Origin of the sequence: Enterobacter ludwigii (genome assembly GCA_023023105.1) — a bacterium.
Classification (GTDB): domain Bacteria; phylum Pseudomonadota; class Gammaproteobacteria; order Enterobacterales; family Enterobacteriaceae; genus Enterobacter; species Enterobacter adelaidei.
In genome coordinates this window covers 2,861,391-2,885,166 of sequence record CP083824.1, presented here as the reverse complement: position 1 = coordinate 2,885,166, position 23,776 = coordinate 2,861,391, and the positions used below count along the sequence as shown (strand labels likewise).

The window sequence follows — 23,776 nt, the reverse complement described above, 5'->3', positions numbered from 1 at the left end:
ATAATAATTCTCGTTATGATATTCATTCTGTTTACAGTCGCAACCATTTTTGCAATATTTGTTTTCATAAACTTCATGATTTCCACACATTTATTGACACTATGTTCACATTCTCATGCGCACTGACTCTGAAACGTTGACGGAAAACGTCACCCCAAAAGCCAACTGGCCCCTGGCGTTATGTGCAGGTTTATTAGGGATTGGGCAAAACGGTTTGCTGGTCATGCTTCCGCAATTGGTCACCCAGACAGGGCTTTCGCTTTCGGTCTGGGCCGGGCTGTTGATGTTCGGATCCATGCTCTTTTTACCCGCATCGCCCTGGTGGGGACGCCAGAGCGAGCGACATGGCTGTAAGGTCGTGATGCTGGCCTCGCTGAGTGGCTATCTGGTCAGTTTCGGGGTGATGTCGCTGGTGGTCTGGGCGATGGCGGCCGGGATGCTGGATAAGGTCTGGGGCCTGACGGGGTTGGTTCTCTCGCGCACGCTCTATGGTCTGACGGTCTCAGGTCTGGTGCCTGCTGCTCAGACGTGGGCTATCCAGCGCGCGGGGCTGGAAAAAAGAATGACCGCACTGGCGACAATTAGCTCCGGCCTGAGTTGTGGTCGTTTGCTTGGGCCACCGCTGGCGGCGCTGATGCTCAGCGTCAATCCGGTAGCACCGCTCTGGCTGATGGCGATTGCGCCTTTCATCGCTTTGCTGCTAGTGCTTCGCGAAGTGGCGGACCCACCGTTACCGCCAGTGGCGCATCAGTCGACACGTTTGCGGGCTTCAATGCTGCCGTTCCTGTTATTGGCGCTGCTGCTGGCGGCCCTGGTGAGTTTAATGCAGCTTGGCCTGTCACCGCATCTTAGCCCGCTGCTGGAGGGTAACGCCCGGGACATCAGCCATCATGTTGCTCTCCTGCTGAGCCTGGCCGCGCTGGCCACGCTCGCGGCGCAGTTTCTGGTGGTCCGCCCGCAATATTTCAGCCCGGTGACACTGCTCTGCATGGCCGCGGTATTGATGGTAGTGGGGCTTGGGTTGATGTCTGTGGCGGGTCTGGCTCTTTTCTACGTGGGGATTGTCATTACGTCGCTCGGGGCAGCCATGGCAACACCGGGATATCAGCTACTGCTTAACGATCGGCTAACCACGGGCAAAGGGGCGGGAGCGATCGCCACCAGCCACACATTAGGCTACGGTGTTAGCGCGCTGCTGGTACCTGTAGTGACACGTTTTTACGGTGAACAGTTTTTAACGATGGCTGCATTAGGCATGGCATTGATGTTTTTAGTGCTCAGCATAGGGGTGCGATCAACTGAGCGTCCCCTTGCTGAAAAAAATTAATGGACCTGGCGGGGAGAATGGCCGCCAGCATCCTCATTCTGCCGTAAACGCTGCAGGGGATCTTGCTGGTAAAACTGGCAGAATCGCTGCCACAGTGCCGGGAATCGGGGGGCGAAGAGTTCTGGTGCGCTGAAGAAGTATTCAGAGAGTACCGCAAAGCACTCTGCGGGATCGGTCGCCGCATAGGCGTCAATGCTGGCTGCGCTTTCCCCCACCAGGTCTATTTCATCCTGGATATTATCCATCGCGGCATGCAGGTCGTGCTCCCATCCCGCAACCTCACGAAGCGGAATCAATGGCACGCCGCTGGCGCGATCGCCATTGCGGGTATCGAGCTTATGCGCCACCTCGTGAATAATCAGATTAAAACCTGACGCATCGAACGAGTCCTGAATATCGAGCCAGTTGAGGATAATCGGTCCTTGCTGCCAGCTTTGTCCGGACTGTACCACGCGCTGGTTGTGCACCAGCCCGATATCGTCCTGCCATTCGTCATCGACAACAAACGGCGCGGGATAGATAAGCACTTCGTGGAAACCGTCCAGCCACTCGATACCCAGTTCAAGAACCGGCAGGCAAAACAACAGGGCGATACGCGCGTTTTTCAGCGGGTCTAGTTCGAATCCCTGCAGCGGGACCAGGCGTTTTTGCTGCAAAAAACGATCCGCTAGCTGAACCAGTTTCGATTGTTCATCCGGGTTTAGATTAGCCAGAACAGGGATCGTCAGCGCGTCATCCCATGGCAGCGCCACATCCCGGCCAGCCTCATTCGTTTTCCAGGGCCACTTTATCATCGCTTTGCTCGCAAACTCGTCACTTGAACAAAAATGGGAAAGTCAGGTTCGGTTAAGATGCCAGAAAATCGCTCGCTGCGACAATTCCAGCCTGAATAAACTATCATTCGTACGTAGCGGTGGGTAGCGGTTTGCGGGCATCACCTTCATTTTGTGAAGTCTGTCGTGGCCTTGTCTGTAGTCTCAGTGAATTCACCGACAAAGAGAAACCATCGTTACCTTGACTACAACGAACGCTAATCTGAATTTCAACACCTCACCGGTTGCGGTAGGTCAATAAGACGCTATTATTTTTGACTTTGTTGCGTATTCCCTGACAGGACATCCAGACGCCATGCCCGTGAATTTTGACCTTAACGATCTCTATGCTTTCAGAGCGTTAGTGGAATACGGTAACTTCCGTGTCGCTGCTGAATCTATCTGCTTATCCCAGTCGGCGCTGAGCCGCAGGATTGAAAAGCTGGAAGCCGCGCTGGGAAACCGGCTGTTCGATCGTACCACCCGCCGCGTGGCCTTAACCCTATACGGGCAAAACTTTGCTGAACGATCCGCTCAGCTGCTCGACAGCGTAGAGTCAATGCTGGCTGATGTTGATAAAGTCAGTGAAGAACGGACAGGGCTTATCACGGTCGCCACGGTACCCTCAGCGGCCTGTTATTTTATGCCTGACGTGATTCGTCGTTTTCAGTCTCGCTATTCCCGCGTTCGCATTAAGCTCATCGATAGCAGTGCAGGAAATGTGATTGACGCCGTGGCCCGAAGCCAGGCGGATTTTGGTATCTGCTTCGCAGGAAACTTGCCGCCTGACATCGAATTTTTTCCGCTGGTGGAGGATGTTTATGTCGCGGCGTGCAGAAAGGATCACCCGCTGGCACAAAAAAGTCACCTGACGTGGCAGGCGTTTTATCAGCAGGATTATATCTCTCTCGATAAAACGTCAGGTAACCGTAACCTGCTCGATCGGATGCTGGGAGATATTGTTCCCGAGCGCCCCAGCGTCTGTGAAACCCGTCACGTCACCACGATGCTTGGTATGGTAGAGGCGGGGATTGGCATTGCTGCCGTTCCCGCCATGTCGATGCCGACGTCAGAGCATACGCTGCTGACCCATCTGCCGCTGGTGGCGCCGGAAGTGAAACGCACCGTGGGGCTTATCCGGCGCCGGGGGCGCATCCAGTCTTACATAGCGGCTGAACTGGAAAAGCAGATCACCGAGCAGTATCGCCGGACGTAACGGGGATCATCCCCGTCTCCTTGATGACGGCCCTTGAGGGCGGTGAGGCGAGATAGGTCAGCAGCGCTTTCCCCTCCGCGGGATGTTCGGCATGGCGGGTGACCGCACCCGCGAAGCGCGTGATGTACTGCAGACTATCAGGGATTTTCCCGATAAAGGTAACGCCCTGAACCGGCAGCAGCTCGCTGACCTGCTGGAAGCCCACGGCGTATTTTCCTTTCGCCACTTCTGAGGCGACCGGGATACGCTCGACCATTGTCGCTTTGCCCGCCACTTCCTTTTCAATCCCCAGCTTTTTGAACAACGCCTGGCTGACATACCTGCCGCTGGCGCTGTCAGAGTAGGCAATGGAGCTGGCCTGCAGCAGCGCGTTACGCAGGGTCGCCTCGCTGCTGATATCAGGAACATCCGCACCTTTTTTCACCACCATGCCAACGGGAGAGTCCGCGAGTTCAGTTCGCGAACCCGGCTGGGTCTGGCTGGCTTTTTCGAGCTTCTCCAGCGCATCGCCCACCATAATCACCACGTCGGCTTTCTCGCCGCGCGCCAGGCGGTTTGGGATCGCCTGCGGCGTCGTGCCCATTGAGGGGCCGGGGATGATCACGATTTTATCCCCGGTCTGGTGTTCATATTCCGGGGCCAGCTTTTCCAGGGCGGCTTTGAAGCCGCCTGAGATCATGACCGTCACGTCCTGAGCACAGGCATTGGCGCTCATGAACGTCAGCACCAGCGCGCTGGCGGTATAGCGATAAGTGCGTTTCATACAGCCTCCTGTGACTTGACGGTGTTTTGCAGCGATACCGCACGGCGGCGGTAGAGGTAGAGCGTGGCCAGCAGGGCACACACGGCAGCGAAACTCATCCAGTAGCCAGGCGAGGCTTTGTCACCGGTGTATTCAATCAGCGCGGTGGACATTACCGGGGTAAAGCCGCCAAAGACCGCCGTTGCCAGGCTGTAAGCCAGAGAGAAGCCCGCCACGCGCACTTCGGCAGGCATAATCTCCGTCAGGGCCGGGATCATCGCGCCGTTATAAAGGCCGTAGAGGAAGGAGAGCCACAGCAGTACGCTCAGCATCATGGAGAAACTGGGGGCGCTCGCCAGCAGCGTCAGGGCCGGATAGCTGGTCGCCAGCGCCAGCAGCGTCATGGCAATCAGCACCGGCTTGCGGCCAAAGCGATCCGACAGCGCGCCGCCCACCGGCAGCCAGACGAAGTTAGAGATAGCCACCAGCAGCGTGACCAGCAGGCTGTCCGAGGCGCTGAGCATCAGCACCTTTTTGCCAAAGGTGGGGGCGTAGACGGTGATCAGATAGAACGCGGTGGTGGTCATCGCCACCATCAGCATGCCTGCGACCACCACCTGCCAGTTGCCAAGCAGCGTTATAAAGACCTGACGCATCTCCAGATGATGGCGGCGCGCGCTGAACTCTTCCGTCTCCTCCAGCTTGCGGCGCAGGAAGAAGATAAACGGCACGATTAAACAGCCGAACAGGAACGGGATGCGCCAGCCCCATTCGCGAATGGCGCTCTCCTCCATCAGGGCATTCAGGGCAAAACCCATCGCCGCGGCGACCATAATGGCGACCTGCTGGCTGCCGGACTGCCAGCTGGTGTAAAACCCTTTGCGGCCCGGTGTGGCGATTTCAGCCAGATAGACCGAGACGCCTCCAAGCTCTGCACCGGCGGAAAAGCCCTGCAGCAGACGGCCCGTCAGCACCAGCAGCGGTGCCCACAGACCAATGCTTTGATAAGAGGGGATAAGCACAATCAGGAACGTCCCCGCCGCCATGATGGAAAGCGTGACGATCAGCCCCTTTCTGCGGCCCACCTTGTCGATATACGCACCAAGCACAATGGCCCCGATGGGCCGCATCAAAAAGCCCGCGCCGAAGACGGCAAAGGTCATCATCAGCGATGCAAATTCACTGCTCGCCGGGAAGAACGTGTGGGCGATGTAGGTGGCATAGAAGCCGAAAAGAAAGAAATCGAACTGTTCAAGAAAATTGCCGGACGTCACGCGAAGTATCGCGCCCGCCTTAGACCGTACGGTTGCAGGTGAGGTTGAGGAAAACATAGTTATCTCCAGTTATTGTTGACGTTTTACGCGTCTGTTTCTGAAAACTGGATCAGGACGAGGAAATAGATAAGCGCAAATGCCGCATCGGCTGATGCATTTTTTGCATGAATACCATTCACTGTGTAAATACAATTAATGGCAACAATAACTTAACAAGTTGTTGGCTTTTTATTCCCCAATATTCTGTAAGTCTCTGATATTGCGATTTTGTGATGTGGCGCAGAGGGGCGCTTCAGAAAGTGCCGGGTAACCGCTCATTACCCGGCGGGGGCAATTTAGCGCAGCGCCCGGGCAATGGCGCTAAACATCAGAGAGGCCTCCAGCGGCTGGGCGCTAAAGGACGGCTCCGCCTGCGGCCAGGGATTCTTACCAACCCATTTTCATGCCGTGCAGTGGCAGAACGTAAAAAGGCTGCGCACCGAAGTGGGCAGCCGGGGGATTAGTCAGACGATGGTCACCATCTGGAAGCCGGGAAGCGCTCAGCGCTGTGAACACCCTTTGCACTGTTGGTTCTGGATCTGCTGGAAGAAATCGTTGCCTTTGTCATCCACCAGGATAAACGCCGGGAAGTTCTCGACTTCGATTTTCCAGATGGCTTCCATACCCAGTTCAGGATACGCCACGCATTCCAGACTCTTAATACTGTTTTGCGCCAACACCGCAGCCGGGCCGCCGATGCTGCCCAGGTAGAAGCCGCCGTGCTTATGGCAGGCATCCGTTACCTGCTGGCTGCGGTTGCCTTTTGCGAGCATGATCATGCTCGCACCGTGGGATTGCAGTAAGTCCACATATGAGTCCATACGTCCCGCGGTGGTCGGGCCGAGTGAACCAGACGCATAGCCTTCCGGCGTTTTAGCAGGGCCCGCATAGTAGATTGGATGGTCTTTCACGTACTGCGGCAGTTCTTCGCCATTGTCGAGCAACTCTTTCAGCTTCGCGTGGGCGATATCGCGCGCGACGATGATAGTACCGTTCAGCGACAGACGGGTAGAGACCGGGTGCGCTGAGAGCTGCGCCAGGATCTCATTCATCGGCTTGTTGAGGTTGATGCTGACCACGTCGCCTTCGCCCTGCTGGCGCAGAGATTCAGGAATATACTGACCCGGGTTGTGTTCCAGTTTTTCAATCCAGATCCCGTCGCGGTTGATTTTCGCTTTGATATTACGGTCTGCGGAGCAGGAAACACCCATGCCGATTGGGCAGGACGCGCCGTGGCGTGGCAGGCGGATCACGCGGATATCGTGGGCGAAGTATTTACCGCCAAACTGTGCGCCGAGACCCAGGTTCTGCGCTTCCTGGAGCAGTTCCTGTCCGAGCTGAACATCACGGAACGCCTGGCCGTGTTCGTTACCTTCCGTTGGCAGTGCGTCGTAATAGCGGGTGGACGCCAGTTTCACGGTTTTCAGGGTACTTTCCGCAGAGGTACCGCCAATCACAAACGCGATATGGTAAGGCGGGCAGGCTGCAGTGCCCAGAGTACGCATCTTCTCAACCAAATAATTTTTCAGTTTCGCCGGGGTAATCAGCGCTTTGGTTTCCTGGTAGAGATAGGTTTTGTTGGCTGAACCGCCACCTTTTGCCATGCACAGGAATTTGTATTCGTCCCCGTCCACGCTGTAGAGATCAATCTGCGCGGGTAGGTTGGTGCCGGTATTCACCTCTTTATACATATCCAGCGCGGCATTCTGGGAGTAGCGCAGGTTGTCTTCGATGTAGGTGTTATACACCCCCTGGCTCAGGGCTGCTTCGTCGCCGCCACCGGTCCAGACGCGCTGGCCTTTTTTCCCCATGACGATCGCCGTTCCGGTGTCCTGGCAGGTTGGCAGCACGCCTTTGGCGGCAATCTCGGAGTTGCGCAGGAACTGCAGGGCAACGTACTTGTCGTTCTGGCTGGCTTCAGGATCGTTAAGAATGGCGGCAACCTGCTTCTGATGAGAAGGACGCAGCATAAACGCAGCATCGTGGAAAGCCTGCTGTGCCAGCAGCGTCAGCGCCTCTGGCTCGACTTTCAGGATCTCCTGACCCTCGAACTCGGCAACGGAGACGTGCTCTTTAGTCAGCAGATAGTATTCGGTGTCGTCATGCGCGAGAGGGAAGGGGTTCTGGTAGATAAACGGTTTGTTTGACATAGCGTATTGCTCCACAAAAATAAAACCGCCGGAGGATGAGCCCGGCGGTCAGGAATCAGAACATCATGGACATCCACGGATAACCAATCAGCAGCAGGGCCGCCAGGAAAATGGCACCGAAGATGGTGCCGAGGCGCCAGTAGTCTTTGGTTGGCAGGTAGCCACTACCATAGTAAATCGGGCTTGGGCCGGTACCGTACGGGGTGATGATCCCCATCACGCCCAGCGAGGTCACCATCAGCAGAACAAACACTTCCATATTCATACCAGGAATGGTGGAGGCGATGGTCAGCATCGCTGGCAGCAGCGCGGTGGTATGCGCGGTGGTGCTGGCAAACAGGTAGTGCAGCAGGTAGAACGCCAGCAGCAGAACGATGGTCGCAACTCCCGGTGAGATACCGCTCATTAACAGACCACCTTCTTTACCCAGCCAGCTGATAAAGCCGGTAGACGAGAGGCCATCCGCCAGCGCAACCAGGGTGGCGAACCAGACGAAGGTGTTCCACGCGGCTTTGTTGCCGGTGATATCGTTCCACTCCAGCACGCCGGTCCACAGCATCAGGCCGACGATGAGCAGGGCAGCCATGGCAGGTTCGATCCATGCGGCAGCGAAAATCCACATCAGCAGTGCACAGCAGACGAATACCAGCAGCAGGATTTCGTTGCGGGACAGTTTGCCCAGTTTTTCCAGCTCACGGGTCGCCCACAGCGGCACTTCGTTGTTCACTTTGACTTCTGGCGGGTAGAACCAGTAGGCCAGCAGCGGCATGGTCAGGATCAGCAGGATGCCCAGCGGCAGGAAGGCGAGGAACCAGGTACCCCAGGAGATATCAATCCCAACCGTACTTTTCACCAGCGCCAGCGCCAGCAGGTTCGGCGCGAGTGCGGAGAGGAACATTGAGCTAGTAATACAGGCTGCAGTGATCGCCACCCACATCAGATACGAACCAATTTTACGCGCGCTGGGATCGTTTGGTTTTGAACCATACAGCGGCGGAAGGTTAGCGATAATCGGGTAGATGGTCCCGCCGCTACGCGCGGTGTTGGACGGCGTGAACGGTGCCAGCAGCAAATCTGCGAAGGTAATGGCGTAACCGAGCGTCAGGCTGCGACGGCCAAGATACTTCACCAGAATCAGCGCCAGACGGCGTCCGAAGCGGGTTTTATCATAACCAGCGGCGAACATAAAAGCGCCGAAAATCAGCCAAACGGTTGAGTTACCAAAACCGCTCACGGCCCATTTAAAAGAGGCACCGGCCAGCTTGAATTTCGGGTCGGCCAGCTGTTCGGGGCTGAACAGTACCCACTGGCTACAGAGCGCAATGGCCACCACGCCCGTCAGGCCAATCACCGCGCCCGGCAGCGGTTCGAAGATCAAACCAACGATCACACCGACAAAGATGGCGAAGTAGTGCCATGCGTAAGGAGGCAGCCCTTCTGGTACCGGAACAAACAGCAGCAGTACGGCGACGATGACGGGCAGTGCCATCATCAGCAGACGTTTTGCGTTTCCATTTGATGCCTGGTTCGCCACAGGGGGCGTTACAGCAGTTTTTGTATTCATAGTTTCACGTCTTAAGTTGTCAAAAATTCGGTCGTACTGAAAAACAAAATGGCTTTCTTAAGTTTCTTTGCTTTTTTTAGTTATTAAAGGTGCGCTTTTGTATTTTCAGTAATAGCGATTTAACGCATTTTTGATTGCGCTAAATTAAAAAATGATGATGTTTTTATATTGCGCTTTTGGATGCCATAACTATTGATCACGATCAAAAAAACAGAATGGCAGTGTTATTTTTATTCTTTTATTAATAACCACTCAGACGTATGTGGGTATTACGTGTTTTATTGGTTTGTTTTATCATTTTCGTAACATTTATGTTTTCTTTGTTTTGTATCTTGTTGTTTTTAATTGTTTTGTTATTTGTGTGGAAATTGGTTTTACCAATTTTTATTTAACGTATTTTAAATTATTGTGAATGACTGAATTACATTCGCTAACACCAATGTGTTATTTGTGTTATTGCAGGGATTAAATAGTTTTTTAACTAACGTAATAACTTTAGAAACTAAAAAAATCATTATATTAATATCATGACATCGGCAAAGAACGACGAAATAAAAAATCAATCCGATAACGAATTCTTAATTTTTAAAAGTTTGGAGTTTTCTATTATGAGCACTAACGAACGCATTCTGAGTTCCTTCACATTACCGAATGGTACCGAACTGAAAAACCGTTTGTTAATGGCCCCAATGACAACCTGTACCGGCTACTATGACGGTACGGTGACCAGCGAGCTGGTGGAGTACTATCGGGCCCGTTCCGGCAGCATTGGCACCATTATTGTTGAGTGTTGCTTTGTCGACGATCTCGGTCTTGCCTTCCCGGGTGCGATCGGTATTGATAATGACGAGAAAATCGCCGGGCTGGCGAAAATCGCTGAGGCAATTAAATCTAAGGGTTCTAAAGCCCTGCTGCAGATCTACCACGGCGGCCGTATGGTTGACCCGAAACTGATCGGTGGCCGTACGCCGGTAGGGCCAAGCGCAGTTGCCGCTCCACGTGACGGTGCCGCGACGCCGGTTGCGCTGACCACTGCCGAAGTCGAAGGCATGATCGGTAAGTTTGGCGATGCCGTGCGCCGCGCGATTCAGGCTGGTTTTGACGGTGTCGAGATCCACGGGGCCAATACCTATCTGATCCAGCAGTTCTACTCCCCGAACTCAAACCAGCGCACGGACGAATGGGGCGGCAGCCGTGATAACCGTGCGAAATTCCCGCTGGCGGTGCTGGAAATTACTCACAAAATGGTGCGCCAGTACGCGGACGACGCGTTTATTATTGGCTATCGCTTCTCCCCTGAAGAGCTGGAAGTGCCGGGCATCCGCTTTGAAGACACCATGTACCTGCTGGAGAAACTGGCGGCGCGCGGCGTGGATTATCTGCACTTCTCCGTCGGCGCTACCCTGCGACCTTCCATCGTCGATACCCAGGACCCGACGCCGCTTATTGAAAAATACTGCGCCATGCGTTCAGAAACGCTGGCACAGGTTCCAGTCATGGGCGTGGGCGGCGTGGTGAATGCGTCAGACGTGAATGAAGCGCTGGACCACGGTTACGACCTGATTGCCGTTGGCCGCGCCACTATTGCTTACCCGGACTGGACTGACCGCATCGCGGCCGGTGAAAACCTTGAGCTGTTTATGGACAGCACCAAACGTGAAGAGCTGAACATCCCTGAACCGCTGTGGCGCTTCTCACTGGTGGAAGCGATGATCCGCGACATGAGCATGGGTGAATCCAAATTCAAACCGGGCACCTTTGTTGAGAAAGTACAGGACGATGCTAACGAGCTGGTGATTAACGTCAGCCTGGAGACCGACCGCATTGCGGATATCGAACTTGCATCGGGTCCGAGCGAAGACGTTGAGTTTGTGACCAGCTTTGAAGAGATCCGTACCCGCATTCTGGATGCCAACACCCCGCATGTGGATGCCATCACTGGCGCAACCAGCCAGAGTGAGGCGGTGAAAAAAGCGGTCTCGAAAGCAATGCTGAAATCCAGCAAAGCGCTGGCCGCAGAAGAGGGCGCCGACCCGAATGAAACCCGCAGCGTGGACGTGGTGGTGGTCGGTAGCGGTGGTGCCGGTCTGGCCGCAGCCATTCAGGCACACGACGAAGGCGCAAGCGTGCTGATTGTTGAGAAGATGCCAACCATCGGCGGTAATACTATCAAAGCGTCAGCCGGGATGAACGCCGCAGAGACGCGCTTCCAGCGGGTGAAAGGGATTCAGGACAGCAAAGAGCTGTTCTATCAGGAAAGCCTGAAAGGCGGCGGTAACAAGAACAACCCGGAACTGCTGCGCCGCTTTGTTGAGAACGCGCCGCAGGCGATTGAGTGGCTGGCAACACGCGGCATTATGCTAAACGACATCACCACCACCGGCGGGATGAGCATCGACCGTACTCACCGTCCAAAAGACGGCTCTGCGGTGGGTGGCTACCTGATTAGCGGTCTGGTGCGTAACGTCAACAAACGCAACATCGACGTCATGCTGGACACCTCCGTCAGCGATATTATCTTCGAAAACGGTGAAGTAACCGGCGTGCGCCTGACCACCGAAGAGAATGAAACTATTACCGTCGCAACCAAAAGTGTCATTGTTGCCACCGGTGGTTTCAGTGCCAACAGCCAGATGGTGGTGAAATACCGTCCGGACCTGGAAGGTTTCGTTACCACCAACCACAAAGGGGCGACCGGTGGCGGTATCGCGCTGCTGGAACGTATTGGTGCAGGCACCGTTGATATGGGTGAAATCCAGATCCACCCAACCGTTGAGCAGAAAACATCGTATCTGATTTCCGAATCTATCCGCGGCGGCGGGGCGATTCTGGTGAACCAGCAGGGGAATCGCTTCTTCAATGAGATGTCGACCCGCGATAAAGTCTCCGCGTCAATCATCGCGCTGCCAGAGAAATACGCTTACATCGTCTTTGATGAACATGTTCGTGCCAAAAACAAAGCCGCAGATGAGTATATCGCCAAAGGATTTGTGACCAGCGCCAGCTCGCCAAAAGCACTGGCTGAGGCCCTGGGGATGGATTACCACCAGTTCCTGGCAACCCTTGAGCGCTACAACGGCTTTGTTGAAAAACAGCACGACGATGATTTCGGCCGTACCACTGCGTTGCGTGCGCCAATCAACGAAGGGCCGTTCTACGCCATTCAGATTGCACCAGGCGTGCACCACACCATGGGCGGCGTGACCATCAACACCGAAACCTGCGTACTGGACAGCAACCACAACGTATTGCCAGGAGCGTTTGCTGCCGGTGAAGTGGTCGGCGGGATCCACGGCGGTAACCGTATCGGTGGTAACGCAGTGGCAGATATCATTATTTTTGGTACTCTGGCCGGACACCAGGCGGCTATGCGTTCGAAAATGAGGTAAGGCACCTGTTTCTCAGGCCGGATAAGCGCAGCGCCATCCGGCTATTCCCCGGCGGCGCGGTGCTTGCCGGGGTTACATTTGAGGATACATCCCATGCCCGATAGCCATCGCGTTTACAGCTACTCCGCCGTCCTGATGGGCTCACCCATCCTCCTGAAACTCTTCTCCCATGACGAAGCCCTCGCTTCCCGCGTGTTTCGCCTGATCAAACAGTATGAAGATCTGCTCACCGTCAACCGCGCGCACTCGCAGGTCATGGATATCAACCATGCAGCAGGCCAGCATCCGGTCACCGTCAGCCGACCCGTATTTGAACTGATCCGCTGTGCAAAAGCGGCTAGCCTGCTCAAGGACAGCGCCTTTAACCTGGCCATTGGCCCGCTGGTGAAGCGCTGGAAAATTGGTTTTCAGGGAGACAGCGTTCCGCCTGCCGATGAAATCGCGTCACTGCTGGCGATTACCCGTCCTGAGGATGTCATCCTTGATGAGGCCCGCAGCAGCGTTTTTCTGACCAGCACGGGTATGGAAATCGATCTGGGGGCCATCGCCAAAGGATATATCGCCGACAGAGTACGGGATTATCTGCACAAAGAGGGGGCCGATCTGGGGCTGATTAACCTCGGCGGCAATATCCAGACATTAGGCTCGCCGGAAGGGGGCTGGAGCGTGGGGCTCAAAAAACCGTTCGCCGGTGATGCGTTGATCGGCACGATGACGGTCGAGAACATGTCAGTCGTGACGTCCGGAACATACGAACGCTACTTTGAACAAAACGGCAAACGCTACCACCACATTCTCGATCCGCGCACCGGGTATCCCCTGGATAACGAACTGGATAGCGTGACCATCATTTCTAAAAACTCCATTGATGGAGATATCTGGACCACGTTGATGTACGGCATGGGCGTAGAGAAGGGGTGTGCCACGCTGCGCGCGCGCCCCGATATTGAAGCTATCTTTGTGACCAAAACAAAAGAAGTGGTGCTCTCTTCAGCGCACCACTTCCGGTTTACCTTGCTGGATAACAGCTACTGCGTTACTGACAATACTGCTTGAGCAGGCCTGTTTGCTCCGGCTGGAGGCGGTAGCGATACACCGGACGCCCGGTGGCACCGTAGTGAATGCTGGTGAACAAAATGTTGATTTGCGCCAGCCAGATCAGATATTTGCGGCAAGATACGCGGGAGATATTGACCGCGCCTGCCAGGTCATCGGTGGAGAATTCTGTCTCCGGATGGGCATCAATCCACTGACAAATCGTGCGCAGCGTCTGCGGCGTTAACCCTTTCGGCAGCTTTTTGCTGTCCGCCAGCTCTGGCGCTCCGCCGTGGATCAGTCTGTCAACGTCGGCCTGCTCGTAGTACTGGTGCGATCCCATCAGACTGTGCTTTGCCTTCCAGCCGTTTAGTGCCTCTTCAAAGCGCGGGAACTGGAACGGTTTAATCAGATAATCCATCACGCCGTAATGGATGGAGGTCTGGATCGTGGCGGCGTCAGCAGCGGAGGAGATCATAATGACATCAATCGGGCGGCCCGAAGCGCGAATAACGGGCAACAGATCCAGCCCGTTATCCTGCTGCATATAAACGTCCAGCAGCACCAGGTCGACAGGCTGGTTGGGGTTATTGATAAAGGCCTCGGCCTGGTTGAGCGTAGAGGCGACTCCGCAGCAGCTAAAGCCTTCAACACGGTTGACGTACAGACGGTTGAGGTCAGCTACCATGGCATCATCATCGACAATTAATACATTTATCACGCGATATTCCTCTCGCTATCCCAGGGGATGTGAACAAAAAATTGGGTAAAGACACCAGGCTCAGACTCGACGGAGATGTCTCCGCCCAGGTTCTGGATTTGCTGGCGAGCAAGGAATAACCCAACACCGCGGTTTTCACCTTTGGTTGAGAATCCCTTTGTAAAAATAGCCTCCAGCTGAGTGGGATCAATACCGGGGCCATCATCACTGACTTCACAACTGAGCCAGCCATTCTGATAATGCAACAGCAGAGTGATTTCGCCTTCCTGCTGTCCTTCCATCGCGTCGAGAGCGTTTTCAATAAGGTTACCCAGCGCGGTGATCAGCACCGCAACCTGCTCTTCACTGGCGGTATCCGGAATCTGGCACTCATCGGCCAGCGACAGGGTGACGCCCGCTTCTTTCGCCCGGTTTATTTTACCCAGCAGGAACCCCGCAATCACCGGAGATTTTACCTTGCTCTGTATCTCACCGATATCTGTCTGGTAATTGTGCGCGGTCTGGATGATGTACTCTTCCAGCTTGTCGTAGCGTTTCATGTGCAGCAGGCCAAGGATCACGTGCAGTTTGTTCATAAACTCATGTGTATGGGTGCGCAGGGCGTCAACGTAACTGACCATGCCATCAATCCGCTGCATCAGCTGGCTGATTTCCGTTTTATCGCGGAAGGTGGTGATCGCGCCGATCACCCGATCCTGGCTTTTGACTGGCACCATGTTGCACAGCAACAGCCGCCCGTTACAGCTGATCTCCTGATCCTGGCGGGCAATACCCGTTTTCGAGACTTCCCGCAGGCTGGCCAGCAGCGGCGCGCTGGCGTTTTCAGTCTGCTTGCCTGAAGGCAGGAGTAAAATCTCTCTGGCGGTTTGATTAATCATCGTCACCCGGCCATGAATATCGACAGCCAGCACCCCTTCACGAAGCGACTGCAGCATCGCCTGACGCTGTTCAAACAAGGCGGAGATTTCGTAGGGTTCGAGCCCGAACAGGATGCGTTTCAGTACCCGAACCAGACCCCAAATCGCCATAGAACTCATAAAGATACTGAATAAGATGGTCCAGACGGCGTTCATCCGTCCACGGGCGATCTGATCTTCCACTTTTTTGAGGGAGATACCGACCACCACCACACCGATCTGATCGTGCTGGCTATCATAAACAGGGGTGAAAACGCGGAGCGCTTCGGCGAGCGCACCACGGTTTACGGAGACATTCTCTTTACCTTCCAGCGCAGGCTCGAGGTCATTACCAATAAAGTGCAGGCCGATCAGCGCTTCGTTCGGGTGCGAGTAGCGAATCCCCCGCATGTCGGTCACCACCGTGAGCAGCAGGTCATTGCGCTGGGTGACGGCTCTGGCGATGGGTTGAATAATATCTGCCTGCGGGGGCTGCATCAGACCTCGCTGGATCTCCGGGCTGTCGGCCAGCGTGCGGGCGATACCCAGCGCGGTATCTTTAACATCATCGCGGGTCGCCCGGGTAATTTGTACTGAATAGAGTGCAAAGACCACCAGCAGCACAGAGGCAATAATCGCGCATACCATCAACGTGACCAGCGTATTCAGTTTCATGGGGCGCTTGCGCGTCAGAAGGAAAGGCTGCAAATCGCTCATCAACACTCCGCGATGATTAAGAAAGGGGGTAATTATCGCCGATGACGCGCTTTTCTTAAAGCCATGTAAAGGCGTGGATTTGCTCCTCTTTTCGTGACCCTCCTCGCATGTCATCCATATAAAACACTTTATAGTGTGTGGGTACTCATAATAAGGAGGCTGTTTATGAGCATTATGCTTACCGGTTCGGTCAAGGAAAGACGGCACGCCAGCACGATGAATATTGATAGATTGTCCACGCTGGACATGCTGAAAGTCATTCACCAGGATGATGCACTTATCACTGCAGCTATTACCCCCTGTTTAACAACTATCGCCCGCGTGGTGGATAACGCCGCCGCGACCCTCAGCCACGGTGGTCGTTTAGTCATTGTTGGCGCAGGCCCGTCGGGCCGTGTCGCGCAACAGGTAGCGGATGAATATGCTCCGGGTAAAACTCCTGTCATTGCCGTTACAGCAGGCGAGGGAGAAGGAAGCTATGAGCGTGGCGTTGCCGACCTGCAGGCCATCACCTTTGGCGAACACGATATGATGCTGGCGGTGACCATTAGCGGAAAAACACCGTGGGTTTGGGGCGCGATGCGGCATGCATGGTCGCTGGGCTCTTCGGTTGCTGTCATTACCGGCGACGCGCAAAGTGAAGCGGCGCAGCTGGCGAGCATGGTGATTGCCCCGGAACTGGGTGCTGATGTGGTCGCAGGCTATATCAATACCAAAGCGGGGATTGCGCAGAAAATGATCCTCTCGATGATTGCTACCGGATTGGCCGTCCGAACCGGTCGCGCATACAGCAACCTGCGTGTGGATCTTGAGGCAAGCAATACCAAATGGGCCGAGCGACAAATCGCAATAGTGATGGAAGCAGGCGGATGTACCCGGGCGGAGGCGAAAGCCGCGCTGGAAGGGTGTAACCATAACTGTAAAACAGCGGTGTTGATGGTGCTGACAGGGCTGGATGCCTGGAAAGCCCATGAGCTACTGGCGCAGAATAACGGATTTATTCGCGTGGCGTTGCAGGAAGCGCCATAGAGCCTGACAAATGGCATAAAAAAGCCCGCGAAAGCGGGCTTTAGTATTTTAGATATTAGAACTGGTAGGTCATACCGATGCCAACGATGTCATCGGTGGAAATACCGTATGTTTCATACAGTGCTTCATCGTTGTCCAGCATGTTGATTTTGTAATCAACATAAGTAGAGAAGTTCTTGTTTAAGCTGTAGGTCATGCCCACGTCAATGTAGTTAACCAGATCCTGATTGAATCCCTTACCGTCCAGGTCTTTACCTTTTGAGTAAACCCATGCCAGGGAAGGACGCAGGCCGAAGTCGAACTGGTACTGGGCAACCGCTTCGAAGTTCTGAGTCTGGTTTGCGATACCAAGGTTACCGATTGGCGTCATGTTGCGGGTTTCCGCATACATCATTGCCAGGTAGATGCTGTTTGCATCGTATTTTGCGCCAACGGTCCAGGCTTCAGCTTTTTCGCCACCGGCATAACCGATGCCTTCCGCGGCTTTGCCATAAGCAACCTGCTCGTTAGTACGATCAGAAGACGAATACGCTGCACCCAGGCTCAGGCCGGACAGGTCGCCAGAGAAGTCGTAGGAAGTCGACATACCGAAGCCGTCGCCATTCTGGAAACGCACATCTTTATGACCATTTTTCGTGCCTTCCTGAACATCAATATTATTACCGAATTGATCTTCGTGTGGACCACTTTCGTTATTACCTTGATATTGCAGCGCAAAATTCAGACCATCAACCAGACCAAAGAAATCTTTATTACGATAAGTCGCCAGACCGTTAGCACGGCCATTCATAAAGTTATCGGTCCAGGTGTAAGAATCACCGCCAAATACCGGCAGCATATCGGTCCAGGCTTCAACGTCGTACACGACGCCGTAATTACGGCCATAATCAAATGAGCCGTATTCACCATATTTCAGACCTGCATATGCCAGACGGTTAAAGGATTTATCACCCGCGCCTTCAGTATCATTTGCGTAGGTTTTATATTCCCACTGGCCGTAACCGATCAGATCGCGAGTAATCTGGGTTTCGCCTTTGAAACCAATCTGTACATAGGTTTCATCGCCGTCGTCACCTGGGTTGTCAGAGAAGGTATGACGTGCATCGACTTTGCCATACAGGTCAACTTTGTTGCCGTTTTTATTGTACATCTCTGCCGCATTTACCGCGCCAGCCATTAATAAAGCGGGTACAAGAAGTGCCAGAACTTTTCTTTTCATTATATATTCCCTTTAAAGATAATTTATATGAATATATGTAATTACTCTCCGCAATTACATGGTTGATACTATTCTATGGTTTGTTATTTTTGTTCAAAAATAAATGTAATTAAAGTCGTATAAATATTGCAAAATATTTCTAAATGTCGCTTTATTTTTCTTGTGAATTATTCGATTGAACATATAGAGGTTAATTATTATTAAGTATTTCACGCTATTATTATTTCATTTTTATAATTGCTTGAAATTATATATCTCGGCCTTTCTGAGCAAAAATAACACAACCGTTAATCTTGCCTGAGATCAACTTAACGCAAACTGAGCGTAAGAAATCTTCCCACACTGCCGCGTTTAATGACAAAATGTGATGATTGTCACAAAACTAAGTGAGCAGGTGAAAACGATAGTGCAGCTATCGTGGAGTGAAGGATAAAGATGGAACGAAAAATTGAACGCAGCCTGGGAGGCAAACTGGCTCTGTGGGTGTTCTACGCATTTTGCGGTTATTTTGTCTGGGCTATGGCGCGCTACGCGTGGGTGGTAAGTAAAATTCCATCACTGCCTGATACCGTGGCTGACGGGGATTTAGGGTCGACCAGCGGGAAGTGGCTTGGAGCCATTCTGGGGTTTATGGTGCTGGGCACCGTCGGTCTGATTCTGGGCGCGATTGCCTGGTATACGCGTCCCCGTCAGGACAACCGGTGATAGCAGCGGGGAAAGTTGCTATTGTTACCGTTTCACCGACAGGATGTGATCATGGAACTTACGCAGTGGCAGCACCGCTTTGAACGCTGGCTCGACGAAAACCACACCACCGACGACGCCGCTCATGATATTTCACACTTTCGTCGTGTCTGGATGACCGCGCAAAAAATTATGGACAACCAGACGGTTGACCCGCTGGTTGTGCTGACCGCATGTTATTTTCATGACATCGTTAGCCTGCCCAAAAACCATCCGGAACGCAGTCAGTCATCCCGTCTGGCGGCGCGTAAGACACGTAGCATTCTGCAATGCGATTTCCCTGATTTTCCGCCCGAATGCTATGCCGCAGTGGAACATGCCATCGAGGCACACAGTTTCAGCGCCGGGCTGACGCCGCAAAGTATTGAGGCCAAAATTGTCCAGGATGCAGACCGTCTGGAAGCACTGGGTGCCATCGGTCTGGCGCGAGTCTTTGCCGTGTCAGGCGCTTTGGGGGTGGCACTGTTTAATGCTGACGATCCGTTCGCCGATGCACGATCGCTTGATGACCGGGCGTTTGCCCTTGACCATTTTCAGACCAAGCTGTTGCGGTTGCCTGATACAATGCAAACGGATGTCGGGCGCGAGCTCGCGCATCACAACGCCGATTTTCTGATCCAGTTTATGGCGAAACTCAGTGCCGAATTACGCGGTGACTGCATCGGGCTGGATAGCCAGGTTCAGAGCCGCTTCCGTCGCAGTTTGCGCAAATGAACTGTGGTAATCTGTTTCCAGTCTTTATTGTCCGGTTAAAACAATGCAGGAAAATCGATCAGTGACTGAGCCCGCACCTGAGCAGGCTGAGAAATCAACGGCAACGGTGCAGGCGTTATTGCACCAGTTGTTAGATATCTATGATGCTAAAACCCTGGCAAATCAGCTGGTGGCACACGGTGAGAGCCACTGGAGCCCGGCAATCCTGAAAAGACTGCTGACCAGCGAGCGGGCAGGGCGTCGCCTGAGCGAAGGCGAGTTTCGTTACCTGCAGAGCCTGCTTCCACGCCCTTCAGCCGCGCACCCGAACTATGCTTTCCGCTTTATCGATCTGTTTGCCGGTATCGGTGGCATCCGACACGGCTTTGAAGCCATCGGCGGTCAGTGCGTGTTTACCAGCGAGTGGAACAAACATGCTGTGCGCACCTACAAAGCAAACTGGTACTGCGATCCCCATGAACATCATTTCAACGCGGATATCCGCGATGTCACCCTGAGCCATAAAAGTGGCGTGAGCGATGCACAAGCCGCGGAGCACATTCGCCAGACGATCCCGGCGCATGATGTGCTGTTGGCGGGTTTCCCGTGCCAGCCTTTCTCCCTGGCGGGCGTCTCGAAAAAGAACGCCCTCGGACGCGCCCACGGTTTCGCCTGTGATACCCAGGGAACGCTGTTTTTTGATGTGGCCCGCATTATTGACGCCCGACGCCCGGCGATTTTTGTGCTGGAAAACGTCAAGAATCTAAAGAGCCATGATAGTGGAAAAACCTTCCGCATCATCATGCAAACGCTGGACGAGTTGGGCTATGACGTGGCCGACTCACAGGACATGGGCGCGGATGACCCAAAAATCATTGATGGGAAACATTTTCTGCCCCAGCATCGAGAACGAATCGTGCTGGTGGGTTTCCGCCGCGATCTCAATCTGAAGGGGGATTTCACCCTGCGTGATATTCCTTCTTTATATCCGGCGCACCGTCCCACCGTGGCTGAGCTGCTGGAGCCTGTCGTCGACGCGAAATTTATCCTCACTCCGGTGCTGTGGAAATACCTCTACCGCTATGCCAAAAAACATCAGGCGAAGGGCAACGGCTTCGGTTTTGGGATGGTCAACCCAAACGATCCGCACAGCGTTACCCGCACGCTTTCTGCCCGCTACTATAAGGACGGTGCAGAAATTCTGATCGACAGAGGCTGGGACAAGGCGCTTGGCGAGCAGAATTTCGACGACCCGGACAACCAGCGTCACCGTCCACGACGCTTAACGCCGCGGGAATGCGCCCGGTTAATGGGGTTTGAAACCCCGCAAGGCTACAGCTTCCGCATTCCGGTTTCGGATACGCAGGCTTACCGCCAGTTTGGTAATTCTGTGGTGGTTCCCGCCTTTGCGGCGGTGGCAAAACTGCTGTCTTCCCGCATCAAACAGGCTGTGGCGCTACGTGAGAGTGAGGCCGTCAATGACGGATGTTCACGATAAGGCCACGCGCAGTAAAAACATGCGTGCTATCGGCACGCGTGATACCGCAATTGAAAAACGCCTGGCCGCGCTTCTGACGCAGGCCGGCGTTGATTTCCGCGTGCAGGATCCCGCGCTTGCGGGGCGACCGGATTTCGTTGTCGACGCGTACCAGTGCATCATCTTTACTCACGGCTGTTTCTGGCATCATCACGACTGCTACTTGTTCAAAGTCCCGGCGACACGCACCGATTTCTGGCTGGAGAAAATTGGTAAAAATGTTGATCGTGACAACCGGGATCTCACCACGCTTATTGCTCAGGGCTGGCGAGTGCTGATCGTCTGGGAGTGTGCCCTGAGAGGCAGATTAAAACTGAACGATGCCGATCTCACGGAACGGCTGGAAGAGTGGATCTGCGGCGGCGGTCAGACCGCGCAGATCGACACTCTGGGTATTCATCCGCTTACGGTTTTTCCACCTCGCAAGGTGTGACAACCGGTTTGGCAGGCAGCAAATATTTGCCCAGCGTGACCAGCACAACAGCAAAAACAATCACCCCGAGTGCCAGCCATTCTACCGACGAGAGCGTTTCACCGCCCAATCCTGTGCCGAGCAGCACGGCCACGACCGGGTTGACATAGGCATAGCTGGTGGCGACGGCCGGAGAAACATTGCGGATCAGGAACATGTAGGCATTAATGGCGATGAGCGATCCAAACAGCGCCAGATAACCGACCGCCAGAAAGCCCGACAGACCCGGCATTGTCGTCAGCTTTTCTCCCGTCAGCGTTGAGGCGAGTAAGAGCACAATCCCCGCAGCGAGCATCTCTACTGCGCCAGCCATCATGCCGGAGGGCAGCTCAATACGGGAGCCGTATACGGAACCGAATGCCCAGCTCATAGAGCCGATCAGAATAATCACGGCGCCCCATGGGTTCCCGCTCAGGTTACCGCCGCTGTTGAGCAGAATAATGCCAGCAAGCCCGATGCCAATCCCCAGCCATTCCAGTTTGCGGGTACGAATGCCAAAAAGGCGGCTAAAACAGAGGGTAAACAGCGGGACGGTGGCAACAACCACGGCGGCGATCCCTGACGGTACATTCTGGTGCTCGGCAATGGTCACAAAACCATTGCCCACGGCCAACAGCAGCAGACCAATCAATGCAGCATTAAGCAGCGGGCGAAGTGGGGGAAGTTTATGACCGCGTAGCAGCAGGAATGCCAGCAGAAGCACCCCAGCCGAGAGGAAGCGAATACCCGCCATCATCAGCGGCGGCCAGCTTTCTACCCCGATGCGAATGACAAAGTAGGTTGAACCCCAAATGATATACAGTGAAAAAAGTGCCCCAATGAGCGGTAGCAATTGCCGGAAACGCATAATCCCTCACGACGAAATAAAAAGGTCGCTGATAGTAAACGCGAAAACTATCGTGCTGGCGAGCCCTTTAATTGTGTGGTTGATGTGAATTTTTTGTTGACGAAAGGTGCCTGTTTCCGGGTTCACGCTTTTGCTCCATACTATTCACTACATTAGCAAAAAAAGAAGGATTGAGATTTTGGCAGGAAGTAGCTTATTAACATTGCTGGATGATATTGCCACCTTGCTGGATGACATTTCAGTGATGGGGAAACTGGCAGCGAAGAAAACCGCTGGCGTTCTGGGAGATGATTTATCGCTTAACGCCCAGCAGGTGAGTGGGGTTAGGGCTAATCGTGAACTGCCGGTGGTGTGGGGCGTTGCGAAAGGTTCATTCCTGAATAAAGTGATTCTGGTACCACTGGCGCTACTGATCAGCGCGTTTATTCCCTGGGCCATCACGCCGTTACTGATGATTGGTGGGGCATTTTTATGCTTCGAGGGCGTCGAGAAAGTCCTGCATTCGTTCGCGGCACGTAATAAGAGCGATACGCCTGAAATGCGCCAGCAGCGTCTTGAAGCACTGGCCGCGCAGGATCCGAAAACCTTTGAGCGCGATAAAGTGAAAGGGGCTATTCGTACCGACTTTATTCTCTCTGCTGAGATCGTCGCCATTACGCTGGGGATTGTGTCTGAAGCACCGCTGATGAACCAGGTTCTGATCCTCTCCGGGATCGCTATTCTGGTCACGGTAGGGGTGTACGGTCTGGTGGGGTTGATCGTTAAGCTGGATGATATCGGCTACTGGCTGGAAGAGAAATCAAGCGCGGTGGCAAAAGGGGTAGGCAAAAGCTTACTGGTGCTGGCGCCCTGGCTGATGAAGAGTTTATCCGTAGTCGGCACGCTGGCGATGTTCCTCGTTGGCGGCGGTATTGTGGTTCACGGTATTGCGCCATTGCATCACGCTATCGAACATTTCTCCACTGCGCAGGGTGCTGTTGTCGCGGCGATTCTGCCCACGCTGCTGAATCTTGTGTTGGGCTTTATCATTGGCGCTATCGTGGTGGCGGCAGTAAAGTTGGTCGAAAAAATGCGTGGCACGGCGCACTAATTGCTACCTGTTACAGATGCAAAAAGACCATTCCTCGTCTAAATTGAAAAAGTTTCACCCTGATACAGGAGGCAGGTATGGTCTTTTTGGTCAGTGATGAAGTTAAGCCTAAGAAGGGCGGCCCACGTATGATTGTCACCGGGTATTCCAGTGGAATGGTGGAGTGTCGGTGGCACGATGGCTACAGCATCAAGCGGGAAGCATTTCGTGAAGATGAGCTTCAGCCGGGTGATGGGCAGCAGAAACGAGACAAGGCTTAATCA

20 protein-coding genes are annotated in these 23,776 nt (G+C 54.0%); 11 read left to right on the top strand and 9 right to left on the bottom strand.

What is annotated here, in order from left to right:
• The first annotated feature begins 115 nt into the window (after positions 1-115).
• Positions 116-1,327: an MFS transporter gene (locus LCD46_13990; GenBank protein UOY69201.1), complete on the top strand. Its 1,212-nt coding sequence runs from the start codon at positions 116-118 to the stop codon at positions 1,325-1,327.
• Here LCD46_13990 and mtfA read toward each other — a convergent pair.
• Positions 1,324-2,121: a DgsA anti-repressor MtfA gene (gene mtfA, locus LCD46_13985; protein UOY69200.1), complete on the bottom strand. Its 798-nt coding sequence runs from the start codon at positions 2,119-2,121 to the stop codon at positions 1,324-1,326. The two genes, LCD46_13990 and mtfA, sit on opposite strands and share 4 nt — an antisense overlap.
• Before the next feature lie 334 nt (positions 2,122-2,455).
• Between mtfA and LCD46_13980 the strand changes: the two genes are divergently transcribed.
• Complete coding sequence (locus tag LCD46_13980; protein ID UOY69199.1) at positions 2,456-3,355, top strand: LysR family transcriptional regulator; 900 nt, start codon at positions 2,456-2,458, stop codon at positions 3,353-3,355.
• Here LCD46_13980 and LCD46_13975 read toward each other — a convergent pair.
• From LCD46_13975 to LCD46_13960, 4 genes are all read right to left on the bottom strand, one after another.
• Complete coding sequence (locus LCD46_13975; GenBank protein UOY69198.1) at positions 3,330-4,118, bottom strand: substrate-binding domain-containing protein; 789 nt, start codon at positions 4,116-4,118, stop codon at positions 3,330-3,332. The genes LCD46_13980 and LCD46_13975 overlap by 26 nt on opposite strands.
• Positions 4,115-5,428, bottom strand: a complete 1,314-nt coding sequence (locus tag LCD46_13970) for an MFS transporter (GenBank protein UOY69197.1) — start codon at positions 5,426-5,428, stop codon at positions 4,115-4,117. The genes LCD46_13975 and LCD46_13970 overlap by 4 nt, the downstream gene beginning before the upstream one ends.
• A 482-nt stretch (positions 5,429-5,910) precedes the next feature.
• A complete protein-coding gene (locus LCD46_13965) occupies positions 5,911-7,560 on the bottom strand; it encodes a fumarate hydratase (GenBank protein ID UOY69196.1) in 1,650 nt (549 codons plus the stop codon).
• Positions 7,561-7,615: 55 nt separating this feature from the next.
• Positions 7,616-9,124: an anion permease gene (locus LCD46_13960; protein ID UOY69195.1), complete on the bottom strand. Its 1,509-nt coding sequence runs from the start codon at positions 9,122-9,124 to the stop codon at positions 7,616-7,618.
• A 608-nt stretch (positions 9,125-9,732) separates the two neighbouring features.
• On the opposite strand from LCD46_13960, the gene LCD46_13955 reads away from it, so the two are divergent.
• Complete coding sequence (locus tag LCD46_13955; GenBank protein UOY69194.1) at positions 9,733-12,513, top strand: flavocytochrome c; 2,781 nt, start codon at positions 9,733-9,735, stop codon at positions 12,511-12,513.
• A 93-nt stretch (positions 12,514-12,606) separates the two neighbouring features.
• Positions 12,607-13,569 (top strand): FAD:protein FMN transferase, encoded by a 963-nt coding sequence (locus tag LCD46_13950; GenBank protein UOY69193.1) that lies wholly within the window; start codon positions 12,607-12,609, stop codon positions 13,567-13,569.
• On the opposite strand, the gene dcuR is transcribed toward LCD46_13950, so the two are convergent.
• Positions 13,550-14,269: a two-component system response regulator DcuR gene (gene dcuR, locus LCD46_13945; GenBank protein UOY69192.1), complete on the bottom strand. Its 720-nt coding sequence runs from the start codon at positions 14,267-14,269 to the stop codon at positions 13,550-13,552. The genes LCD46_13950 and dcuR overlap by 20 nt on opposite strands.
• The gene (locus tag LCD46_13940; protein UOY69191.1) at positions 14,266-15,882 is read right to left on the bottom strand and encodes a sensor histidine kinase; all 1,617 of its coding nucleotides are present in this window, start codon (positions 15,880-15,882) and stop codon (positions 14,266-14,268) included. Before LCD46_13940 ends, dcuR begins: the two co-directional genes overlap by 4 nt.
• Positions 15,883-16,047: 165 nt before the next feature.
• Here LCD46_13940 and LCD46_13935 point away from each other — a divergent pair, with 165 nt between their 5' ends.
• Positions 16,048-16,911 carry an N-acetylmuramic acid 6-phosphate etherase gene (locus tag LCD46_13935; protein UOY69190.1) on the top strand — a complete coding sequence of 288 codons (864 nt, stop codon included), beginning with the start codon at positions 16,048-16,050 and terminating at the stop codon, positions 16,909-16,911.
• 55 nt (positions 16,912-16,966) lie between these two features.
• On the opposite strand, the gene ompC is transcribed toward LCD46_13935, so the two are convergent.
• A complete protein-coding gene (gene ompC / locus LCD46_13930) occupies positions 16,967-18,130 on the bottom strand; it encodes a porin OmpC (GenBank protein ID UOY69189.1) in 1,164 nt (387 codons plus the stop codon).
• 435 nt (positions 18,131-18,565) lie between these two features.
• Here ompC and drpB point away from each other — a divergent pair, with 435 nt between their 5' ends.
• Genes drpB through LCD46_13910 form a run of 4 tightly spaced genes read left to right on the top strand, consistent with a single transcriptional unit; the run spans position 18,566 to position 21,537 of the window.
• Complete coding sequence (gene drpB, locus LCD46_13925) at positions 18,566-18,835, top strand: cell division protein DrpB (protein UOY69188.1); 270 nt, start codon at positions 18,566-18,568, stop codon at positions 18,833-18,835.
• A 51-nt stretch (positions 18,836-18,886) separates the two neighbouring features.
• Positions 18,887-19,588 (top strand): phosphohydrolase, encoded by a 702-nt coding sequence (locus tag LCD46_13920; GenBank protein UOY69187.1) that lies wholly within the window; start codon positions 18,887-18,889, stop codon positions 19,586-19,588.
• Positions 19,589-19,631: 43 nt separating this feature from the next.
• Positions 19,632-21,065, top strand: a complete 1,434-nt coding sequence (locus tag LCD46_13915; GenBank protein UOY69186.1) for a DNA cytosine methyltransferase — start codon at positions 19,632-19,634, stop codon at positions 21,063-21,065.
• Positions 21,046-21,537: a very short patch repair endonuclease gene (locus tag LCD46_13910; protein UOY69185.1), complete on the top strand. Its 492-nt coding sequence runs from the start codon at positions 21,046-21,048 to the stop codon at positions 21,535-21,537. Before LCD46_13915 ends, LCD46_13910 begins: the two co-directional genes overlap by 20 nt.
• Here LCD46_13910 and yedA read toward each other — a convergent pair.
• Entirely contained in the window at positions 21,509-22,423 is a 915-nt protein-coding gene (gene yedA / locus LCD46_13905) for a drug/metabolite exporter YedA (protein ID UOY69184.1), read from the bottom strand. The two genes, LCD46_13910 and yedA, sit on opposite strands and share 29 nt — an antisense overlap.
• Positions 22,424-22,598: 175 nt before the next feature.
• Between yedA and LCD46_13900 the strand changes: the two genes are divergently transcribed.
• Positions 22,599-23,513, top strand: a complete 915-nt coding sequence (locus tag LCD46_13900) for a DUF808 domain-containing protein (protein ID UOY72965.1) — start codon at positions 22,599-22,601, stop codon at positions 23,511-23,513.
• A 77-nt stretch (positions 23,514-23,590) separates the two neighbouring features.
• On the top strand, positions 23,591-23,773 hold the full coding sequence (locus tag LCD46_13895) for a DUF2158 domain-containing protein (protein UOY69183.1): 183 nt from the start codon (positions 23,591-23,593) through the stop codon (positions 23,771-23,773).
• The last annotated feature ends 3 nt before the right edge of the window (positions 23,774-23,776 follow it).

Excerpts from the sequence above, each read along its gene's own strand:
- LCD46_13990 (UOY69201.1), top strand. The coding sequence starts at position 116 with ATGCGCACTGACTCTGAAACGTTGACGGAAAACGTCACCCCAAAAGCC.
- mtfA (UOY69200.1), bottom strand. The coding sequence starts at position 2,121 with ATGATAAAGTGGCCCTGGAAAACGAATGAGGCTGGCCGGGATGTGGCG.
- LCD46_13980 (UOY69199.1), top strand. The coding sequence starts at position 2,456 with ATGCCCGTGAATTTTGACCTTAACGATCTCTATGCTTTCAGAGCGTTA.
- LCD46_13975 (UOY69198.1), bottom strand. The coding sequence starts at position 4,118 with ATGAAACGCACTTATCGCTATACCGCCAGCGCGCTGGTGCTGACGTTC.
- LCD46_13970 (UOY69197.1), bottom strand. The coding sequence starts at position 5,428 with ATGTTTTCCTCAACCTCACCTGCAACCGTACGGTCTAAGGCGGGCGCG.
- LCD46_13965 (UOY69196.1), bottom strand. The coding sequence starts at position 7,560 with ATGTCAAACAAACCGTTTATCTACCAGAACCCCTTCCCTCTCGCGCAT.
- LCD46_13960 (UOY69195.1), bottom strand. The coding sequence starts at position 9,124 with ATGAATACAAAAACTGCTGTAACGCCCCCTGTGGCGAACCAGGCATCA.
- LCD46_13955 (UOY69194.1), top strand. The coding sequence starts at position 9,733 with ATGAGCACTAACGAACGCATTCTGAGTTCCTTCACATTACCGAATGGT.
- LCD46_13950 (UOY69193.1), top strand. The coding sequence starts at position 12,607 with ATGCCCGATAGCCATCGCGTTTACAGCTACTCCGCCGTCCTGATGGGC.
- LCD46_13940 (UOY69191.1), bottom strand. The coding sequence starts at position 15,882 with ATGAGCGATTTGCAGCCTTTCCTTCTGACGCGCAAGCGCCCCATGAAA.
- LCD46_13935 (UOY69190.1), top strand. The coding sequence starts at position 16,048 with ATGAGCATTATGCTTACCGGTTCGGTCAAGGAAAGACGGCACGCCAGC.
- ompC (UOY69189.1), bottom strand. The coding sequence starts at position 18,130 with ATGAAAAGAAAAGTTCTGGCACTTCTTGTACCCGCTTTATTAATGGCT.
- drpB (UOY69188.1), top strand. The coding sequence starts at position 18,566 with ATGGAACGAAAAATTGAACGCAGCCTGGGAGGCAAACTGGCTCTGTGG.
- LCD46_13920 (UOY69187.1), top strand. The coding sequence starts at position 18,887 with ATGGAACTTACGCAGTGGCAGCACCGCTTTGAACGCTGGCTCGACGAA.
- LCD46_13915 (UOY69186.1), top strand. The coding sequence starts at position 19,632 with ATGCAGGAAAATCGATCAGTGACTGAGCCCGCACCTGAGCAGGCTGAG.
- LCD46_13910 (UOY69185.1), top strand. The coding sequence starts at position 21,046 with ATGACGGATGTTCACGATAAGGCCACGCGCAGTAAAAACATGCGTGCT.
- yedA (UOY69184.1), bottom strand. The coding sequence starts at position 22,423 with ATGCGTTTCCGGCAATTGCTACCGCTCATTGGGGCACTTTTTTCACTG.
- LCD46_13895 (UOY69183.1), top strand. The coding sequence starts at position 23,591 with ATGGTCTTTTTGGTCAGTGATGAAGTTAAGCCTAAGAAGGGCGGCCCA.